This is a genomic window from Thalassolituus oleivorans MIL-1 (genome assembly GCF_000355675.1).
In the GTDB taxonomy this organism is placed as follows: domain Bacteria; phylum Pseudomonadota; class Gammaproteobacteria; order Pseudomonadales; family Oceanobacteraceae; genus Thalassolituus; species Thalassolituus oleivorans.
In genome coordinates this window covers 3,763,225-3,778,366 of record NC_020888.1, presented here as the reverse complement: position 1 = coordinate 3,778,366, position 15,142 = coordinate 3,763,225, and the positions used below count along the sequence as shown (strand labels likewise).

The 15,142-nt window shown below is 46.3% G+C and carries 17 protein-coding genes; 9 read left to right on the top strand and 8 right to left on the bottom strand.

All coding sequences use genetic code 11. The annotated features are described in order from the left end of the window. Nucleotides 1–131: 131 nt before the first annotated feature. Nucleotides 132–980, bottom strand: a complete 849-nt coding sequence (locus tag TOL_RS17380) for an NRDE family protein (RefSeq protein WP_015488684.1) — start codon at nucleotides 978–980, stop codon at nucleotides 132–134. Between the two features lie 35 nt (nucleotides 981–1,015). On the opposite strand from TOL_RS17380, the gene TOL_RS17375 reads away from it, so the two are divergent. The 9 genes from TOL_RS17375 (at nucleotide 1,016) to TOL_RS17335 (ending at nucleotide 7,481) form a co-directional block, all read left to right on the top strand. After that, entirely contained in the window at nucleotides 1,016–1,798 is a 783-nt protein-coding gene (locus tag TOL_RS17375; RefSeq protein WP_015488683.1) for a sulfite exporter TauE/SafE family protein, read from the top strand. A gap of 102 nt (nucleotides 1,799–1,900) precedes the next feature. Then, the gene (gene lgt / locus TOL_RS17370) at nucleotides 1,901–2,710 is read left to right on the top strand and encodes a prolipoprotein diacylglyceryl transferase (RefSeq protein WP_015488682.1); all 810 of its coding nucleotides are present in this window, start codon (nucleotides 1,901–1,903) and stop codon (nucleotides 2,708–2,710) included. Further along, on the top strand, nucleotides 2,707–3,501 hold the full coding sequence (thyA, locus tag TOL_RS17365; protein ID WP_015488681.1) for a thymidylate synthase: 795 nt from the start codon (nucleotides 2,707–2,709) through the stop codon (nucleotides 3,499–3,501). The genes lgt and thyA overlap by 4 nt, the downstream gene beginning before the upstream one ends. Before the next feature lie 23 nt (nucleotides 3,502–3,524). Beyond that, nucleotides 3,525–4,028 (top strand): dihydrofolate reductase, encoded by a 504-nt coding sequence (locus TOL_RS17360; protein ID WP_197537900.1) that lies wholly within the window; start codon nucleotides 3,525–3,527, stop codon nucleotides 4,026–4,028. 120 nt (nucleotides 4,029–4,148) lie between these two features. After that, nucleotides 4,149–5,222 (top strand): patatin-like phospholipase domain-containing protein, encoded by a 1,074-nt coding sequence (locus TOL_RS17355; protein WP_015488679.1) that lies wholly within the window; start codon nucleotides 4,149–4,151, stop codon nucleotides 5,220–5,222. 67 nt (nucleotides 5,223–5,289) lie between these two features. Further along, a complete protein-coding gene (locus tag TOL_RS17350) occupies nucleotides 5,290–6,126 on the top strand; it encodes a hypothetical protein (protein WP_015488678.1) in 837 nt (278 codons plus the stop codon). 3 nt (nucleotides 6,127–6,129) lie between these two features. Next, nucleotides 6,130–6,915 carry a hypothetical protein gene (locus tag TOL_RS17345; RefSeq protein WP_015488677.1) on the top strand — a complete coding sequence of 262 codons (786 nt, stop codon included), beginning with the start codon at nucleotides 6,130–6,132 and terminating at the stop codon, nucleotides 6,913–6,915. After that, nucleotides 6,836–7,120, top strand: coding sequence for an RHS repeat-associated core domain-containing protein (locus TOL_RS19555; RefSeq protein ID WP_081601169.1), 285 nt, complete (start codon nucleotides 6,836–6,838; stop codon nucleotides 7,118–7,120). The genes TOL_RS17345 and TOL_RS19555 overlap by 80 nt, the downstream gene beginning before the upstream one ends. Nucleotides 7,121–7,214: 94 nt before the next feature. Next, entirely contained in the window at nucleotides 7,215–7,481 is a 267-nt protein-coding gene (locus TOL_RS17335) for a hypothetical protein (RefSeq protein ID WP_015488675.1), read from the top strand. A 117-nt stretch (nucleotides 7,482–7,598) separates the two neighbouring features. On the opposite strand, the gene TOL_RS17330 is transcribed toward TOL_RS17335, so the two are convergent. The 7 genes from TOL_RS17330 to argE form a co-directional block, all read right to left on the bottom strand. After that, on the bottom strand, nucleotides 7,599–8,888 hold the full coding sequence (locus TOL_RS17330; RefSeq protein ID WP_015488674.1) for a hypothetical protein: 1,290 nt from the start codon (nucleotides 8,886–8,888) through the stop codon (nucleotides 7,599–7,601). Next, nucleotides 8,863–9,921, bottom strand: coding sequence for an MBOAT family O-acyltransferase (locus TOL_RS17325; protein WP_197537899.1), 1,059 nt, complete (start codon nucleotides 9,919–9,921; stop codon nucleotides 8,863–8,865). The genes TOL_RS17330 and TOL_RS17325 overlap by 26 nt, the downstream gene beginning before the upstream one ends. A 117-nt stretch (nucleotides 9,922–10,038) precedes the next feature. Beyond that, a complete protein-coding gene (locus TOL_RS19195) occupies nucleotides 10,039–10,275 on the bottom strand; it encodes a hypothetical protein (protein ID WP_015488672.1) in 237 nt (78 codons plus the stop codon). A gap of 549 nt (nucleotides 10,276–10,824) precedes the next feature. After that, nucleotides 10,825–11,709, bottom strand: a complete 885-nt coding sequence (locus tag TOL_RS17320) for a bile acid:sodium symporter family protein (protein WP_015488671.1) — start codon at nucleotides 11,707–11,709, stop codon at nucleotides 10,825–10,827. A gap of 73 nt (nucleotides 11,710–11,782) precedes the next feature. Continuing rightward, a complete protein-coding gene (locus TOL_RS17315; protein ID WP_015488670.1) occupies nucleotides 11,783–12,559 on the bottom strand; it encodes a spermidine synthase in 777 nt (258 codons plus the stop codon). Nucleotides 12,560–12,577: 18 nt separating this feature from the next. After that, a complete protein-coding gene (argA, locus tag TOL_RS17310; protein WP_015488669.1) occupies nucleotides 12,578–13,879 on the bottom strand; it encodes an amino-acid N-acetyltransferase in 1,302 nt (433 codons plus the stop codon). 87 nt (nucleotides 13,880–13,966) lie between these two features. Then, nucleotides 13,967–15,133 carry an acetylornithine deacetylase gene (gene argE / locus TOL_RS17305; protein WP_015488668.1) on the bottom strand — a complete coding sequence of 389 codons (1,167 nt, stop codon included), beginning with the start codon at nucleotides 15,131–15,133 and terminating at the stop codon, nucleotides 13,967–13,969. Nucleotides 15,134–15,142: the final 9 nt, after the last annotated feature.

Genomic DNA, 15,142 nt, shown 5'->3' with positions numbered 1-15,142 from the left:
GTGTGTCGTATCTCATACATTGAGTATGGACAGAGATTTTAAAAAATGTGATTCAGATCGCTATTTCATCGCAATGATTTGTAACCAGATGTTGGCTTCTGTTGCGCCGCGCCCGTGAGGTAAAGGAATCGTTACAAGATGACGCTGAATTGTTCCGTTTGTTGCTCGTTGCCTTTGGCATTCCACGTTGTTTCGGCTACATGCAGTGTATTCTTTTGGCCGACAAGTGCGGTGCTAGAACGGGTTCCATAGCCCGGCGCTTGAATAAACTGTGCTGATAATAACCGCTCCCAAGCAAGTGGTACGCCAGTATTAGGGAGTTCGTGGTCTGGGTAGATCTCATGACGAGATAATAGTTTGGTGAGACTGCTCAAAGGTATGGTTGAGTCTTGGCTCTGCTGTTCTCGCCAAGTTGCCAATTGTTGTTTGGCTAATATGGCTTTTGGCCAAGGCGTATCGAGTTGCGCATTGCTGACCACATAGAGTCCGGGCTTTAGCTCGGTTTGATAGCGGTCTGGGTGATTGCGCAGATAGAAAAGTGAATCTGTGGTGCCGACGATGAGATTGAATGGCGCATATGCGCTGGTTGTTAAGCTATTTAGCCAAGCTTCTGGGGCTAGATTAGACTTCAGGTAATCAAGCACAAGATGTCCGCGTGATACGGGGTGTTCTGGGCCAGCATTCATCACACGTATGTTGGTTAACGCAGCAAAGCGTCCCGAGCGACTAATGCCCAGCCAAGTGCCACCTTGCTCTAAATCCCGGCCAGCGATAACCCCCGACGCATCGTCCCACTCGGCTAGTGGTAACGCAGGCCGCTGAAAAAACTCATCACGGTTGGCACTTAAGGTTAGCCATTGTGATTGCTTGGGTTGCCAGTCGAAGACGATTAAACACATGCCGCTAGTGTACCCAAAAACTGGTTTTTTAGCCTGCTTGGCGTAGCGGTGAGGTTCGTACACCAGCCCGTTTTGCGCCATAATGCCCGCCCTATTAAATTACTGAGTTTTGCCGCATGTTTTTGCTGTATCTCATCGTTGGCGCAATCGCTGGCGTGTTGGCAGGATTGTTTGGTGTTGGCGGTGGCATGGTGATCGTGCCAGTACTTATTTTTACCTTTGCAGCTCAAGGTGTTAGCGATTCGGTGGCTACTCATATGGCGGTAGCGACCTCGTTGGCGACGATTGTATTTACGTCTATGAGTTCGGTCTGGGAACATCATCGCAATGGTGCAATTGACTGGAGCATCGTAAAAGCCATGACGGCGGGTATTGTTGGCGGCACATTCGTAGGCGTGTTGCTAATTACCTCAGTGCCGGGGCCGGTATTGCAAAACATCATCGGTGTGTTCGCATTACTGCTTTCTATTAAGATGTACTTCAATATTGAACCTGGCAGTACCGGCAAGCGTCCAAGTGCGGCTGGTTTAATGAGTGCTGGTGGTGTGATTGGCTTTGGCTCGTCATGGTTTGGTATTGGTGGCGGTACCTTCACAGTGCCTTATTTGAGCTGGATGCGATTTCCTATGCGTCAGGCGGTTGCCACATCGGCAGCATGCGGTATTCCGATTGCACTGACTGGCGCTGTTAGTAATGTCTTAACGGGGTGGGGTCATGCTGATTTGCCGGAGTGGACAACGGGCTTCTTGTTTTGGCCCGCCATCCTAGGTATTGCCATTACCAGTGTCCCGTTTGCTAGAGTCGGTGCGCGCTTAGCGCATCGCCTCGATGCGGTGCTGCTAAAAAAAGCGTTTGCCGTGTTACTCTTCGTCGTCGGAATTCGCTTCTTGGCTTTTTAAGGCCCAGCGTCAGGTGCGATTTTTACTTATATATTCGTCGATTCGTCATCTTGCTCCGGCAAGCTTATTGCCCATTTGACGTCTCGTTGCAGGGAACTCGTTATGCTTACATATCCAGAAATCAATCCCATCGCCATTGAGCTTGGGCCGCTGAAAGTGCATTGGTACGGCATCATGTATTTATTGGCATTTGGCACCGCCTGGGGGTTAGCTAATTATCGCGCGAAAAAAAGCAGCAATAATTGGGATGCACAGCAGGTGTCTGACTTGATCTTTTTTGGTGCTATGGGCGTTATCTTAGGTGGCCGTTGTGGTTACGTATTGTTTTACAACTTCGGACAATTTTTAGACGACCCTCTCTGGCTGTTACGAGTTTGGGAAGGGGGTATGTCGTTTCATGGTGGCTTGTTGGGTGTTGCTCTGGCGATTGCCTACTTCTGTCGGAAGTACAAACGCAGCTTCTTTGATGTTGCTGACTTCGGCGTTCCCTTTGTACCGCTTGGTTTAATGTTTGGTCGTATCGGTAATTTTATCGGCGGCGAATTATGGGGTCGTATGGCTGATCCTGCGGTCGTCCCTTGGGCCATGGTGTTTCCGCACGGTGGGGATGTTCCGCGCCACCCATCGCAGCTTTATCAGGCGGCGTTGGAAGGCTTCTTACTGTTTGTTATTCTGTGGTTTTATTCGTCACGTCCGCGCCCGCAAAAAGCGGTGAGTGCTGTATTTTTAATGGGGTACGGTATCTTCCGCAGTTTTGCCGAATTTTTCCGCGAGCCCGATGCACAAATTGGTTTTGATGCATTTGGTTGGATGAGCCGCGGCCAGCTGCTTAGTTTACCTATGATTATTATTGGCGCGATCTTGCTGGTGGTGGCCTATCGCAGCCCGAAAACCGAGGAACAAAAAGCATGAAACAATATCTCGATTTGATGCGTCATGTGCGTGAGAACGGCACCTTCAAAGAAGATCGTACCGGTACGGGCACGTACAGCTGTTTTGGCTATCAAATGCGGTTTGATTTAAGCAAAGGCTTTCCTTTGGTGACCACCAAAAAACTGCACCTGCGCTCGATTATTCACGAGCTACTGTGGTTTTTGAGTGGCGATACCAACATCTCCTATTTAAAAGAGAATGGCGTCAAAATTTGGGATGAGTGGGCTGATGAAGACGGTAACCTCGGCCCTGTTTATGGCTCGCAGTGGCGCAGCTGGCCTGCGGCGGGTGGTCGTCATATTGACCAAATCACCCAAATCGTTGAGCAGATTAAAAGTAACCCAGACTCGCGCCGTTTAATTGTTAGTGCGTGGAACGTGGGCGAAATCGAAAACATGGCGTTACCACCGTGCCATGCTTTTTTTCAGTTTTACGTTGCCGATGGCAAATTGTCTTGCCAGTTATATCAGCGCAGTGCGGATATATTTTTAGGTGTGCCGTTTAACATCGCTAGTTATGCATTGCTGGTGCATATGATGGCGCAACAATGCGACTTAGAGGTCGGTGATTTTGTTTGGACTGGCGGCGATGTGCATTTGTACTCGAACCATTTAGAGCAAACCGATTTACAACTAAGCCGTGAGCCACTACCGTTGGCTAAACTCGTAATTGCACGTAAACCTGACAGTATATTCGACTATAAATTCGAAGACTTTGTAATCGAAGGTTACGAATCCCATGCGCATATTAAAGCGCCGGTTGCGATTTAAACGGGTAGCGTAAGGAATTATTTGTGAAATTATCGTTAATGGTCGCTGTTGCCCAAAACCGTGTGATCGGCCGCAATAATGCATTGCCTTGGTACTTACCAGAAGACCTAAAGTATTTTAAAAAAACGACCTTAGGTAAACCCATTATTATGGGTCGTAAAACCTTCGAGAGTATTGGTAAGCCATTACCGGGACGTACCAATATCATTATTACTCGCCAGCCTGATTTCACCGCTGATGGCATTAAAGTTGTACATACGGTTGAAGCGGCACGTGAACTCGCCGAAAGTATTTGCTTAGTTAATGGTCAAGACGAAGCTATGATTATTGGTGGTGCAGAAATTTATGGATTAACCTTGCCGCATTGTGATCGTTTGTATTTGACCGAAGTACATGCTGATGTGGAAGGGGATGCTTTTTTCCCAGAGTACGACAAAGCCGCATGGCAAGAAGTAGCACGTGAAGACTTTGCCGCCGACGGCCCTAACCCATATGACTACAGCTTTGTTGTGTACGAACCGGCATAACATTCATTCCGATAAATGACCAAAATACTCTGAGTATTGCGTCTTTAACTCTTTTAGCGGCAGGATGCTCACGGTACAACTAAGCCTCAATATAAAGCTTGAACGTTTAGGAGTTAAACCGTGACCCCGCCCGCCTTAAAAATTTTTGCCGGTAGTGAAGCCCTCGCCCATATTCGTGCGAATGGATTACAGCCAAGTGATATCGAAATGCTGCTGGCAGCGTCTGGTGGGCCTAAATGGCTAGCCCTAGCCTCAATGGATCGCTACCTCCTGACTCATTGGTTTAACGAGCGTACCGAGCCTTTGCATGTACTGGGCACATCCGCTGGTGCTTGGCGCATGGCCTGCTTTGCTCAACAAAACCCCCTTGAGGCTCATGCACGCTTTCAAGAAGCCTATTTAAGCCAACAATATTCAGCAAAGCCTACCGCGCAAGAAGTGGCAACAGAATGTCGCCATGTATTAGATGTGATTCTAGGCGATAACGGCATTGCCGAAATTATTAATAATCCTAATGTGCGTTATCACACCCTTGTGGCGCGCTTTAAAGGACTCGCCGGTATTGATCAAAAATACGTGCAAATGCTCGGTATTGCTGGAGCCATGACGGCTAATTTGGTTTCTCCTGCAGCCATGCGCCCGTGGATCGAACGGGTTATGTTTCATCATCCAGAAAAACCGCCCATTGATCACTTTCCGCATTTACCTGCGCGCCATGTCGCACTTACCGCCGAGAATTTAAAACCGGCTATTTTAGCCAGCGGTGCAATTCCATTAGTGATTGCCGGTGTGCGTAATATTCCCGGAGCGCCGAAAGGCACCTACCGTGATGGCGGCGTAACCGACTACCAATTTGATTTACCTGTTATGCCCGAAAAAGGCTTTGTGCTGTATCCGCATTATTTTGCCCAAGCCCCCAAAGGCGGCTGGTTTGATAAAAAATTACGTTGGCGCGTCGCGTCGCGCGAATATTACAAACGCACCATTATTATCGCGCCGTCATGGGAGTTTGCTGCTACCTTGCCCGGTGGGCGTATTCCGGATTTAGATGATTTTTATGAATATCCTGATTACAGCATCCGCAGAAAACGTTGGGATGAGGCAATGGAAAAGTGTGAGCGACTGGGTGAAGAATTAGCCGAGGTGCATGATGGCCAAAAATGGGCGGAAGTAGCAGAGCCGTTGCCGTGGTGATGTGATTATTACTCAGCGTGATTGTTGAGTATTTTAATCTGGAATAATTATAAACAAGGACAGTAAGGTGTTAGTTAAAATATCGTTTTTTTTATTATTGCTTCTCCGCAGTACTATCTCTAGTGCTGATACTATTGATTCAGATTTTTTGGATAATGAATTACCGCCGCCGCACACGGGCACGTCGATGGAATATCGCACGGGTGTATGGTTGTTAAAGATAGAAGATGTAGCGAATTACGAAACGGTAAGTGGCTCAGATTATACGGTTTCTAAATTAGAGGTAAAAACCACTGCGTGGGTTTATGCGTTGCTTGAAGGGGCGTTGATAGGTTTTGAAGATAATACATTCATCTATGACTTTATTAATCATCGGCCTTTCTCGTTCTACTTTGACGAAGATTTAAAAGATGGCGATGCTGCAGATATCGAAATTACAGATTCTGGTTATCGCCTGAAAAATTATTACAAAGAATCGAGTACCGATAAGCAGATTGTAACTGGAGAGTTGGTTGTCTCATTTTCAGATGATGGACGATTGCTCGGTTATGGCGAGTATGGTTTTCATCCTAAAGGTCTTGTTAAACGCTTCGATGGTGAAAATTTGCTTGGTCATAAAAGGAAAATAACGGGAGTTAAGCTAAGTGATACAGCTTCGTTTGATGACAATTTAGATATTACCTTGAATGGTAGTCAGTACCTTTTGAGCCCTGTAGGTATTAAACGAGTAGAGCGACTACTAGATGGCAGAACCTCTACTACCGCCGTCGAATTAATCTGGAATCAAAGTGGTCTTGATTCGTTTGTTCAACTTCCGAGATTTGATGGCTATGATTTTAGTTTTTCTATTTTGACGTCTGATGATGAAGTCGTTGATTATTCTTTAACTTTTAATGAAAACTAGATCATGAAATATATCCTATTAATTACTACCATCTTGATGATCTCAGCTTGCTCTGAAAAAAGAAATGAACCTGACAGCCTATTAAGTCATGAAGTTGAATTCAGCGATTACGGTACGTATGGTCGCACCTTATACTTTGAAGATGATTCAGGCGATCAATGGTGTTTCTATAATGTTCTTAAAGTTGAAAATCCTAACTATGTTGACGTCGTATATTCATATCCTATAAAAGGTTCATGTAATCTCGATACTACCTTGTTAAGTGCGAGCTTTAGATCCCTAATTGTTAATGAAAAAGTGGATGGTGATAGTGCTTATACCTTGCTTGTGTCAGGCACCAATGTGAATGAGTATTTATACGCCAGCAATGGGGATTTCTCAGAAGGTAATGAAGAGTATCAGCAATATTTTACAGCACCAATAAATCCTCTTGCTATAAAGTACATTCTTCCTCGTAATGGCGAAGAGCCTACAACTGACAATTCAGTGTATGAGTTGAAACTATCGTTTCGAGATGGTTTTTTGATGTCGAATGTTTTACCACTCGTGCCGTATTTCGAAGGAAATGCATACTTGTCTATTATTGTTACCTCCTATTTAGACTTACTCGATATGCTTGATCCTTTTTACGAGTATGGAAGAAGCCTCCCTGACACATCACTGCCTTTTCCTGAAATGGCGAGCGGTGGTAATGATCTTAAACTGATTGATGATCAGCCTTATACTCGCTTGTATCCGACGGACAATGATCCGTTTGTATTTAATCAGATTCCGGTTGTTAACGAGTGAGCGTGTTCGTTTCCTGCAAAAGCTTGCTTCAGGCGGGCTTTATGATACCGACACCGGCTTGATTCGATTCAGGTATCGTGACTACGATCCAGAAACCGGACGCTGGACAGCGCGAGACCCAATAGGCTTTGATGGCGGTGATAATAATATGCTGGCATCGTATTTACTTAAAGTTTGTTTTATTGGCAAGTACTTATCATGCTAAGAAGCATTATCAACTAAATGGTTATGTTCATGATCGTCCTTATTAGTTACTATCAGTTCATTCGGACGTAACTAACACTTTAAAAGGACTTTATATGAATATCACTGCTCTTATTATCTCTCTCTTCGGTTTTTCTATCATATACGGCGGCATTCTGATGGCACGTCGAGTTGAAGGTAAGCTTGCTGCAGCCGCCTTACGTTTAGGCGCAATGCTCGTTGGTTTTTTGTCTATTCCTATCATACATATGCTGCTAAATTCGCCTGTGCAAAGTACGTCGGAATCTGGGAAGTATTTTCTATTTATCGCGATTTTAGGGTTTGTTGCCGATCGAGTTTTCGTGAAGAAAGCATCGGCTTAAATGCTGTGAAGGTGTTGCGAATTAAGTGATGTGATCATGCCCATGTGTTGGGCACGATCAATCGAGATAGCGTTTGTTTCAAATCAGTAGCATTGCACTGTTAAAAAGAAACTCATGTTAATGAGTTTCTTTTTCTTCTTGCGGTAAATAGTGATCAGCCATCATCTGAGTGACCTTGCTACGGCCTTTAAAGAAGGTGTAGTGATCGGCGTCGAAGAAGTATTCAATACCTAGGTATGGTTCTTTGTAGATATCGACCACATCCACACCGGTGGCGGCAACGACTTCAGCCAACGCCTTCTTGAAGTTCTCTTCCCCTTGCGGCGATACGTGCACGATATCTTGGTTTTGCGGCATAACAACGATGTCGACGTCTTTAGCGATAGACTGCGCATAACGAATCGTTTCAATGACATGCGCGATCATTTCTGGACTCATTTCTAGCCCAAGTATATCGCAGCATGAAATACGCTGTTGTAGTGCAGATTCCATGCGCACAGGATCTTGCATGCGCTGCATAACTTGATCCGAAAGTTCGAGTGCTCTAGGGCTTGCCGTGGGTGGAAAGCCACCACGGTATTGAGCTGACCAACCGCCAAATGGAATACTTTCTGGCCAGTCTTCTCGTAGCTGATTGAATAGATCCCAGCCGAGGTTATCCATAGGCACTGGCTTTGGTCGATCTTTAACCGTGTCGTTGATTTTTGCCATGGTAATCGGTGTTGCTAGCATATGGGTGATGGCTTCAGCCGGCACGCCACTGCGGAATAGTCGGGTATTGGCTAAGGCAAATGCCTCTTCTGGGTCGTCTAATAAGGTCTGACCTATGTCGCCCCAACTGCTAAGAATCGCCGTGGTTGCATGATTTAGCTGGCCACTGGTGTCGGCACGACGCTGGGTTGCACCATGGGGCGCAAACTCGTAAATCACGCGGTCAATTCGACCGGGGTGATCAGCAAAGGTACGCGCTAATTTGCGGGCAAATTTCGCGTGGATTGACGGATCAGCGTTACCGAAGCCAAAGTTATACGATACGGTCGGTACACCCGCAGCATTCAATTCTTCATCGAATAGATCGGGTGAAAACCCAAAGTGAATGAGCGAAGAGCCGAGTACGTATACCACTTCTCTTGGATCATCTTCTGGTAGTTCGAGGGCTGCACCTAAGTTGTCGCCGGTCGCTTGAATCCGTTCAATACTAAAAGGATTCAACGAAGAATAACGCAACGATGCGATACCAATGTTAACTAATCCCATTGAGACGAGAATCATTAGGCCGCCGCAAATTACGGTATATAAACCGATTTTTCGTCTTCCTTGGGCGTTGCGGATATCCTCTTCTCGTTCGATAGACGCTTCGCTCTGCGCAGAGTTATTTGGCTTAGAATTGGAAGTAGATGAAGTCATGACCAAAATCTCCTACGGTAAAGAACAAAGTAAAACCAATCACAAGTAGCGGCCAGAAGAACCATTGGCGATTGGCCAGCGCGTCACCGTATCGAATACGTAAAGCATCAACGAAATGCATTAAAAATAACCCTGCTACTACCAGCGCCATCACGATACCGGCACCGGCTGTGACCGCTGTTTCTTGAGGGATGTGCATGTCAACGATCATTGTCCACGCGGCTTCTAAGCTAGAGCCGCGGAATAAAGGCCAGCTCAATACAAATAGGTAATGAGTAACGACAATTTTAATGATCAGGGATATCCAGTTTTTACTATTGACCCATTTGGCTAATGCCGGTCTTTCGTTCAGCCACTGAGTAACAACAACGATGACACCCATGTACGCGCCCCAGACAACGAACGTCCACGACGCGCCGTGCCACAAACCGGCGAGCAACATGGTAATAAATTGGTTACGTGCACGTTTGCCGTTGCGACTGCCGCCCAGCGAAATGTACAAGTAGTCTCGTAACCATGACGATAATGAAATATGCCAGCGTCGCCAGAAATCGACTGGGGACGTGGAGAAATACGGCAAGTTAAAGTTCATCGGGATGTAGACGCCGAGCATTAATGCAATACCGATAGCAATGTCAGAATAGCCACTGAAATCGCCATATAGCTGAGCAGAAAACGCGAGCAAACCAATCCATGTTTCAAAGGTACTGACATCGGCTTGGCCATTAAAGGCGACACCAACTGGGCCAGCCATCAGGTCGGCGGTTGTCTTTTTAAGTAACCCGAGGAGAACCAAAAGCAAACCTATACGAATATTGAGCGCCGTTGGTACTCGCATATTGACTAGCTGGGGTAGGATTTCTTTGGCACGCAGAATCGGGCCAGCAACAAGCTGAGGGAAGAACGAAAGTGTGGCGAGAAATACTAAAAAGCCACGATGCGCTTTCATGTCTCCACGGTACACGTCAATGGTGTAGCTCATGCTCTGGAAGGTATAAAAGGAAATACCAACCGGCAATATAATGCTTAGCATAGGGACGCTAATATCCCCACCGAACAGGCTTACGAATTCCTGTACGCTCTGCAAAATAAAATTATTGTATTTAAAGATGGCCAGAATGGATAAGTTGAGGGTGATGCTCGCGATAAGTCATCGTTTTTTCATCACTGGATCGTGATTGTTGGCCTCTACTTTCTGCGCTATTAGGTAGTCGGCGAGCGCACTAAAGACCAGCAAGGCAATAAAGTTGTAGTTCCAAGTGCCATAAAAGATAAGGCTGCTGATAACTAACAACCAAATAATTTTTCTGCGATCAACAAATACAAAATTGAAGAGCACAAAGAAGCAGGCAAAAAACCAGAAGAAAATCGCAGAGTTAAAAATCATATGCGATCCCTCGGTACGGGTGTTTTATACAGGCACGAAGCGCCTTAGATTGTAAGGGATCCATAAAGCTTTTCTTCCTATTGGTTTTTTTCTTAGAAGAAATGAATTGGCTTGTTAGTACCTGATGAGATAACTAACGAATTATTTTTATTCTTATAATTTAACAATCGTTCTTTTTAGATCGTATCACTTCGCAGTGAAAACTAAAAGTAGCGAGAATCGTATCGGGCGGATTAGAGCAAAAACTACCTAAAACTTCAAATGCTAGAATATTTTGAACTACTTATAAGATTGATCGTGTTTACAACCGTAGAATAATATACCGGTAAACTCGCGTATTTAGTCCATTTTTTATATAGGTTGTTCTTTTAGGCCATCATTTTTTCGGCAAAGTGTACGATACAATTAACTTAGGTTCTTAACCATGCCTAAACTACGCCAAATTTATTGCTTTTAGCGTTGAAATTTAAGTGTGGTCATATGCTGCGGTATTTATGGCGTCAAAAAAAGCGCCATTGGCGGCGCTTTCGTCTATTCAGTTTGCTGCTATTACCGCGACTGCGGCGTTGCTTGGGCATGACGATCTTTGCGTAATACCAGCATAGTAAACACACTTGCCGTCACAAACATCAGTAGGCTGTATATGCTAGGTGCGATCGACATTTCAGGGCTGTTCAAAATCCCTGTAGTCACTAACAGAGCCAGAGTTCCATTTTGTAAGCCAACTTCGAGGCTAATGGTGCGAGCTTGGGCTTCAATGTGTAGAAATGCACGTCCCGCGAAATAGCCAAGTGCCATGGTACTAATGTTAAGTAGCAATGCTGCAGGCCCAGCTTGAACAGCAAAGCTGATTAACTTCTCGCCTAGGTTTACGCAAATAGAGGCGATTACTAGTGCCAATACGATAATAGAGAAGCGCGATACATAAGGCTCGGCAGCGATGGCAAAGGCTTTCCATTTGGCGCGGATGCCCATACCGATAAGGACTGGAATAACGGTAATGACGATCAGCTTAATCCATGTGGACAATATCGGTAGTTCAAAGGCTGTGCCTGCATCGCTGTAATAGCCAATGGCCCAAGCACCTAACAACGGAATGGTGAAGGGGGTAATGAAACCAATTACGGCGGTGAGTGATACCGAGAGTCCAACATCGGCTTTGGAAATTAAGCTAAATAGATTTGAAGTTGTTCCGCCTGGGCAGAGAGCGAGTATAAACAAGCCAATTGCAATCTCACCATGTAAACCGGTTGCGGCAATAATCCCAACGGCGATTAAAGGTAGCAACAGCATTTGGCAAACAGCACCAATCAAAAAAGCACGAGGCTTTACGAATACGCGTGTGAAGTCTCTAGGGGTTAATCCAAGGCCTACACCGGTCATAATTAATATCAGGGCAAGTGGCAGGCCAACTTGGGTAAGTGTATGAAACATGAAGTGCTCTTATTATTGTCGTCAAAAAGTAGAATAGACAGGACGTTACTGTAAGGCGGTATTTGATACAAGGCTAAAAAAATCGATAAAAGCCTTTTGTCACTTGCCAGAGATTAAACCCCATTTGCTCGGATAAACGCTTACATATGAGCTGCGCACCGCGTTTGTCGGGGGCGGCATTAGCGTTCGGACAGGCCCAAATAATCCAGTTACCGTCGCTGGTGGTGCTGTGTAAAACGGTTTGAAATTGAGCTTTTAGCTGGGGTAAAAATAGGCCATCTTCACGGTGTTCTTTCCATAAATTCAATACTAGCCAACCATCATTTTGTACGACGCGGCGGCATTCGCTAACAAACTCAGGTTTTAGTTGGCGTGTATCCAGTCCGTTGGCTAAATACAAATCACTGAGCAATAGACCTTGGCTGTTAGTTGGGCACGCATTGAGGTAATCCATGGCACTTTTGGCGTGTGTGGTTAAGCGCTTATCGCGTGGTAAACCAAAATATTGATGAGCGATTTGAATAACGGCGGGGCGTAAATCAACAGTATGAACCTGAGTGGTTGGCAGCTGTTCAAATAAACAACGTGCCATGAGTCCGCCGCCGGTGCCGAGTACACTGGCCTGTTGCACCGCTTGGTCGGGTTTTAATAGGCAGAGTGAGGCCATCATTGCACGGGCATAACCGTGTTGCGGCTGGCCTGGTTTAGCTTTGAGCTGGCAGCTTTGTTCATCGGCGGTACCGAAGCTTAGGTAGCGTTTATTGCCGTCTTCATAGACTTGAATAATGCCTAAGTCATCGTAACGCCGATGTACTTCTTTGCCTAAATGCGGCAGTGCCAGAATATCCAATGATGAGCTTCCTGTGTTTTACAGGGTTTTGAAAAACACTTTGGAATTACGTTGGAAATTGTACAAGCGTTGGCGTTCTTGCGGTAATTCGCTTACTGCCCCAGCAACAAAGCCATTTTCAATAAACCAATGCGCAGTGCGCGTTGTTAATACAAATAGTTGTTTGTATTGACGACGCCGTGCTTCTTGCTCAATTTGCTCCAGCAAACGATTGCCACGATTGCTACCACGATAATCGCTATGCACCGCCACGCAAGCCAGTTCGGCTTGATCATCGGAATAAGGATAGAGCGCTGCGCAGGCCGTGATTAATCCGTCGCGTTCGATGACATTAAAACGATGAATTTCTGTTTCTAATAATTCACGCGAACGCCGCACTAAGATGCCTTGTTCTTCTAGCGGCTGTAACAGCTGCAAAATACCCGCTACGTCATCAATATTGGCAGGCCGTAATTGATCGTAGGCTTCTTGGGTAATCAGCGTGCCGCTACCTTCGCGGGTAAATAGCTCTTGTAGCAAGGCGCCATCAACTTGATAACTTAAAATATGTACGCGAGGCACACCTTGGCGTACGCATTTAAGTGCGGCGTCGGCATGGCAACGTTCACTGCCGGTTAATTCGTGCAAAATTTGCTCTAATTGGCGACAGGTGATTTCGGTGTGGGTATCGCCATCATCTGGCAGACCGTCACTTTCGCCCAGAATAATCAGTTTGTCGGCACGTAAACTAATGGCGGCTTGTTGGGCAACGTCTTCAACACTGAGGTTAAACATTTCACCCGATGGCGAATAGCCCGCGCACGACAGCAGCACAATATTATGCTGATCTAATAAATTGCTAATCGCTTGGTGCTCAATACGCCGTACTTCGCCGGTATGTTGAAAGTCGACACCGCCGATCACACCGAGTGGCTTTGCTGTGACGAAATTACCACTCACGACGCGAATGCGTGCGCCGTGCATGGGGGAGCCGGGTATACCAACAGAAAGACGCGATTCGATATCCGCTTTAACCATGCCAATAGCCGCTTTTACGGCGTTAAGTGCATTGGCATCAGTAACGCGTAAGTCATTGTGAAATTGACTTTCGATGTCTAAACGCTGCAGCACCGTATCGATTTGCATACGCGCACCGTGGACTAATACTAAACGCACACCCAAGCTAGTAAGTAGGGCGATATCTTGCACTATGCTGTTGAAATTTGGGTGCAGGATGGCATCGCCATCAAACATGATGACGAAGGTTTTTCTCCGATGCGCATTAATATACGGGGAGGAATTACGAAACCATTGCACGTATTCGGTGCTGTCTGCTGTCACTGTCGGGCTCTCTTCTCGGCGTTCTATCTGGATTTAATCACGACAGGCGCGCTAAACCAATGTATTGGGCTTGTTTGCTCGCTTTTGTTATCCGCGAGGCGTTAAACAAAAGTGTTCGATCAATTGGCTGAGTAAGTTTACACAAGGGTCGATTTGATCCTGTGCGATAAATTCATCCACTTGGTGCGCCTGATCAATACTGCCTGGGCCAAGAATAATGGTTTCCATTCCTAGGTTTTGCAGGAAAGGCGCTTCCGTTGCGTAGTTCACAGCATTGCTGGTACTGGCCGTTAGACGCTCGGCAATTTGCACGAGTTCGCTATTTTCACTTTCGGCAAACGGATTAATGCCCGGGAATAACGACTCTAGTGTTAACTCAACGCGATTTTCAGCGGCAATGGGGTTAAGTCGTTGCAGAATTTCAGTGCGTAAATCGTCGTTACTCATTCCCGGTAAGGCGCGTAAATCGAACGCCAGTTCGCAGCTGCCACAAATACGGTTGGGGTTATCGCCACCGTGCAGGCAACCCAAATTGAGTGTTGGCGTATTAACGGCGAAATGCGCGTTTTGATAGCGACTGGCGAGGTCAATGCGTAGCTGTTTCAATTCGCCCATGACGTTATGCATCGCATCCATTGCACTAACACCGAGGCTTGGATCGGACGAATGCCCAGCTTTACCGACTAGGCGAATCGTTTCCATGATGATGCCTTTGTGCATTCGAATCGGCTTCAGGCTAGTGGGTTCACCCACAACAGCGTACCGCCCTTGGGAGAACTGGCTGCTACTTAGCGAACGCGCACCGCTCATCGAACTTTCTTCATCAGCGGTTGCGAGTACGATTAAAGGCTGATGAAAACTCTGGGTGTGGTATTTCTCTACCGCGGCTAATACCAAGGCGAAAAACCCCTTCATATCGCAAGTCCCCAATCCATAAAAGCGATTGTTGCGCTCGGTAAGAGTGAATGGGTCAGAGGCCCAGCGCTCAGGGTTACATGGCACTGTGTCGGTGTGGCCGCTCAATACGAGACCGCCAGTACCTGTGCCTAAGGTGGCGATTAAATTGTATTTTCCTGGGTTGTCGGCGATGGCGATCACTTCGCATTTAAAACCGAGATCGCCAAACCAGCTGGCCAGTAATTCAATAACGCCGAGGTTGCTGTTGTCGTAGTCGGGCAGTACCGAACTCATGCTATTTGCAGCAATAAGCGCCCGCAGTTTTTCAACCGTATTAGGCATTTGAATACCAGACATCACACACCT

Bases quoted from the DNA above. Each gene is read 5' to 3' on its own strand.
- TOL_RS17335 (WP_015488675.1), top strand. From the start codon at position 7,215: ATGAATATCACTGCTCTTATTATCTCTCTCTTCGGTTTTTCTATCATA.
- TOL_RS19195 (WP_015488672.1), bottom strand. From the start codon at position 10,275: ATGATTTTTAACTCTGCGATTTTCTTCTGGTTTTTTGCCTGCTTCTTT.
- TOL_RS17320 (WP_015488671.1), bottom strand. From the start codon at position 11,709: ATGTTTCATACACTTACCCAAGTTGGCCTGCCACTTGCCCTGATATTA.
- TOL_RS19555 (WP_081601169.1), top strand. From the start codon at position 6,836: ATGATCAGCCTTATACTCGCTTGTATCCGACGGACAATGATCCGTTTG.
- TOL_RS17345 (WP_015488677.1), top strand. From the start codon at position 6,130: ATGAAATATATCCTATTAATTACTACCATCTTGATGATCTCAGCTTGC.
- argE (WP_015488668.1), bottom strand. From the start codon at position 15,133: ATGTCTGGTATTCAAATGCCTAATACGGTTGAAAAACTGCGGGCGCTT.
- TOL_RS17330 (WP_015488674.1), bottom strand. From the start codon at position 8,888: ATGACTTCATCTACTTCCAATTCTAAGCCAAATAACTCTGCGCAGAGC.
- TOL_RS17380 (WP_015488684.1), bottom strand. From the start codon at position 980: ATGGCGCAAAACGGGCTGGTGTACGAACCTCACCGCTACGCCAAGCAG.
- thyA (WP_015488681.1), top strand. From the start codon at position 2,707: ATGAAACAATATCTCGATTTGATGCGTCATGTGCGTGAGAACGGCACC.
- TOL_RS17325 (WP_197537899.1), bottom strand. From the start codon at position 9,921: ATGCTAAGCATTATATTGCCGGTTGGTATTTCCTTTTATACCTTCCAG.
- lgt (WP_015488682.1), top strand. From the start codon at position 1,901: ATGCTTACATATCCAGAAATCAATCCCATCGCCATTGAGCTTGGGCCG.
- TOL_RS17375 (WP_015488683.1), top strand. From the start codon at position 1,016: ATGTTTTTGCTGTATCTCATCGTTGGCGCAATCGCTGGCGTGTTGGCA.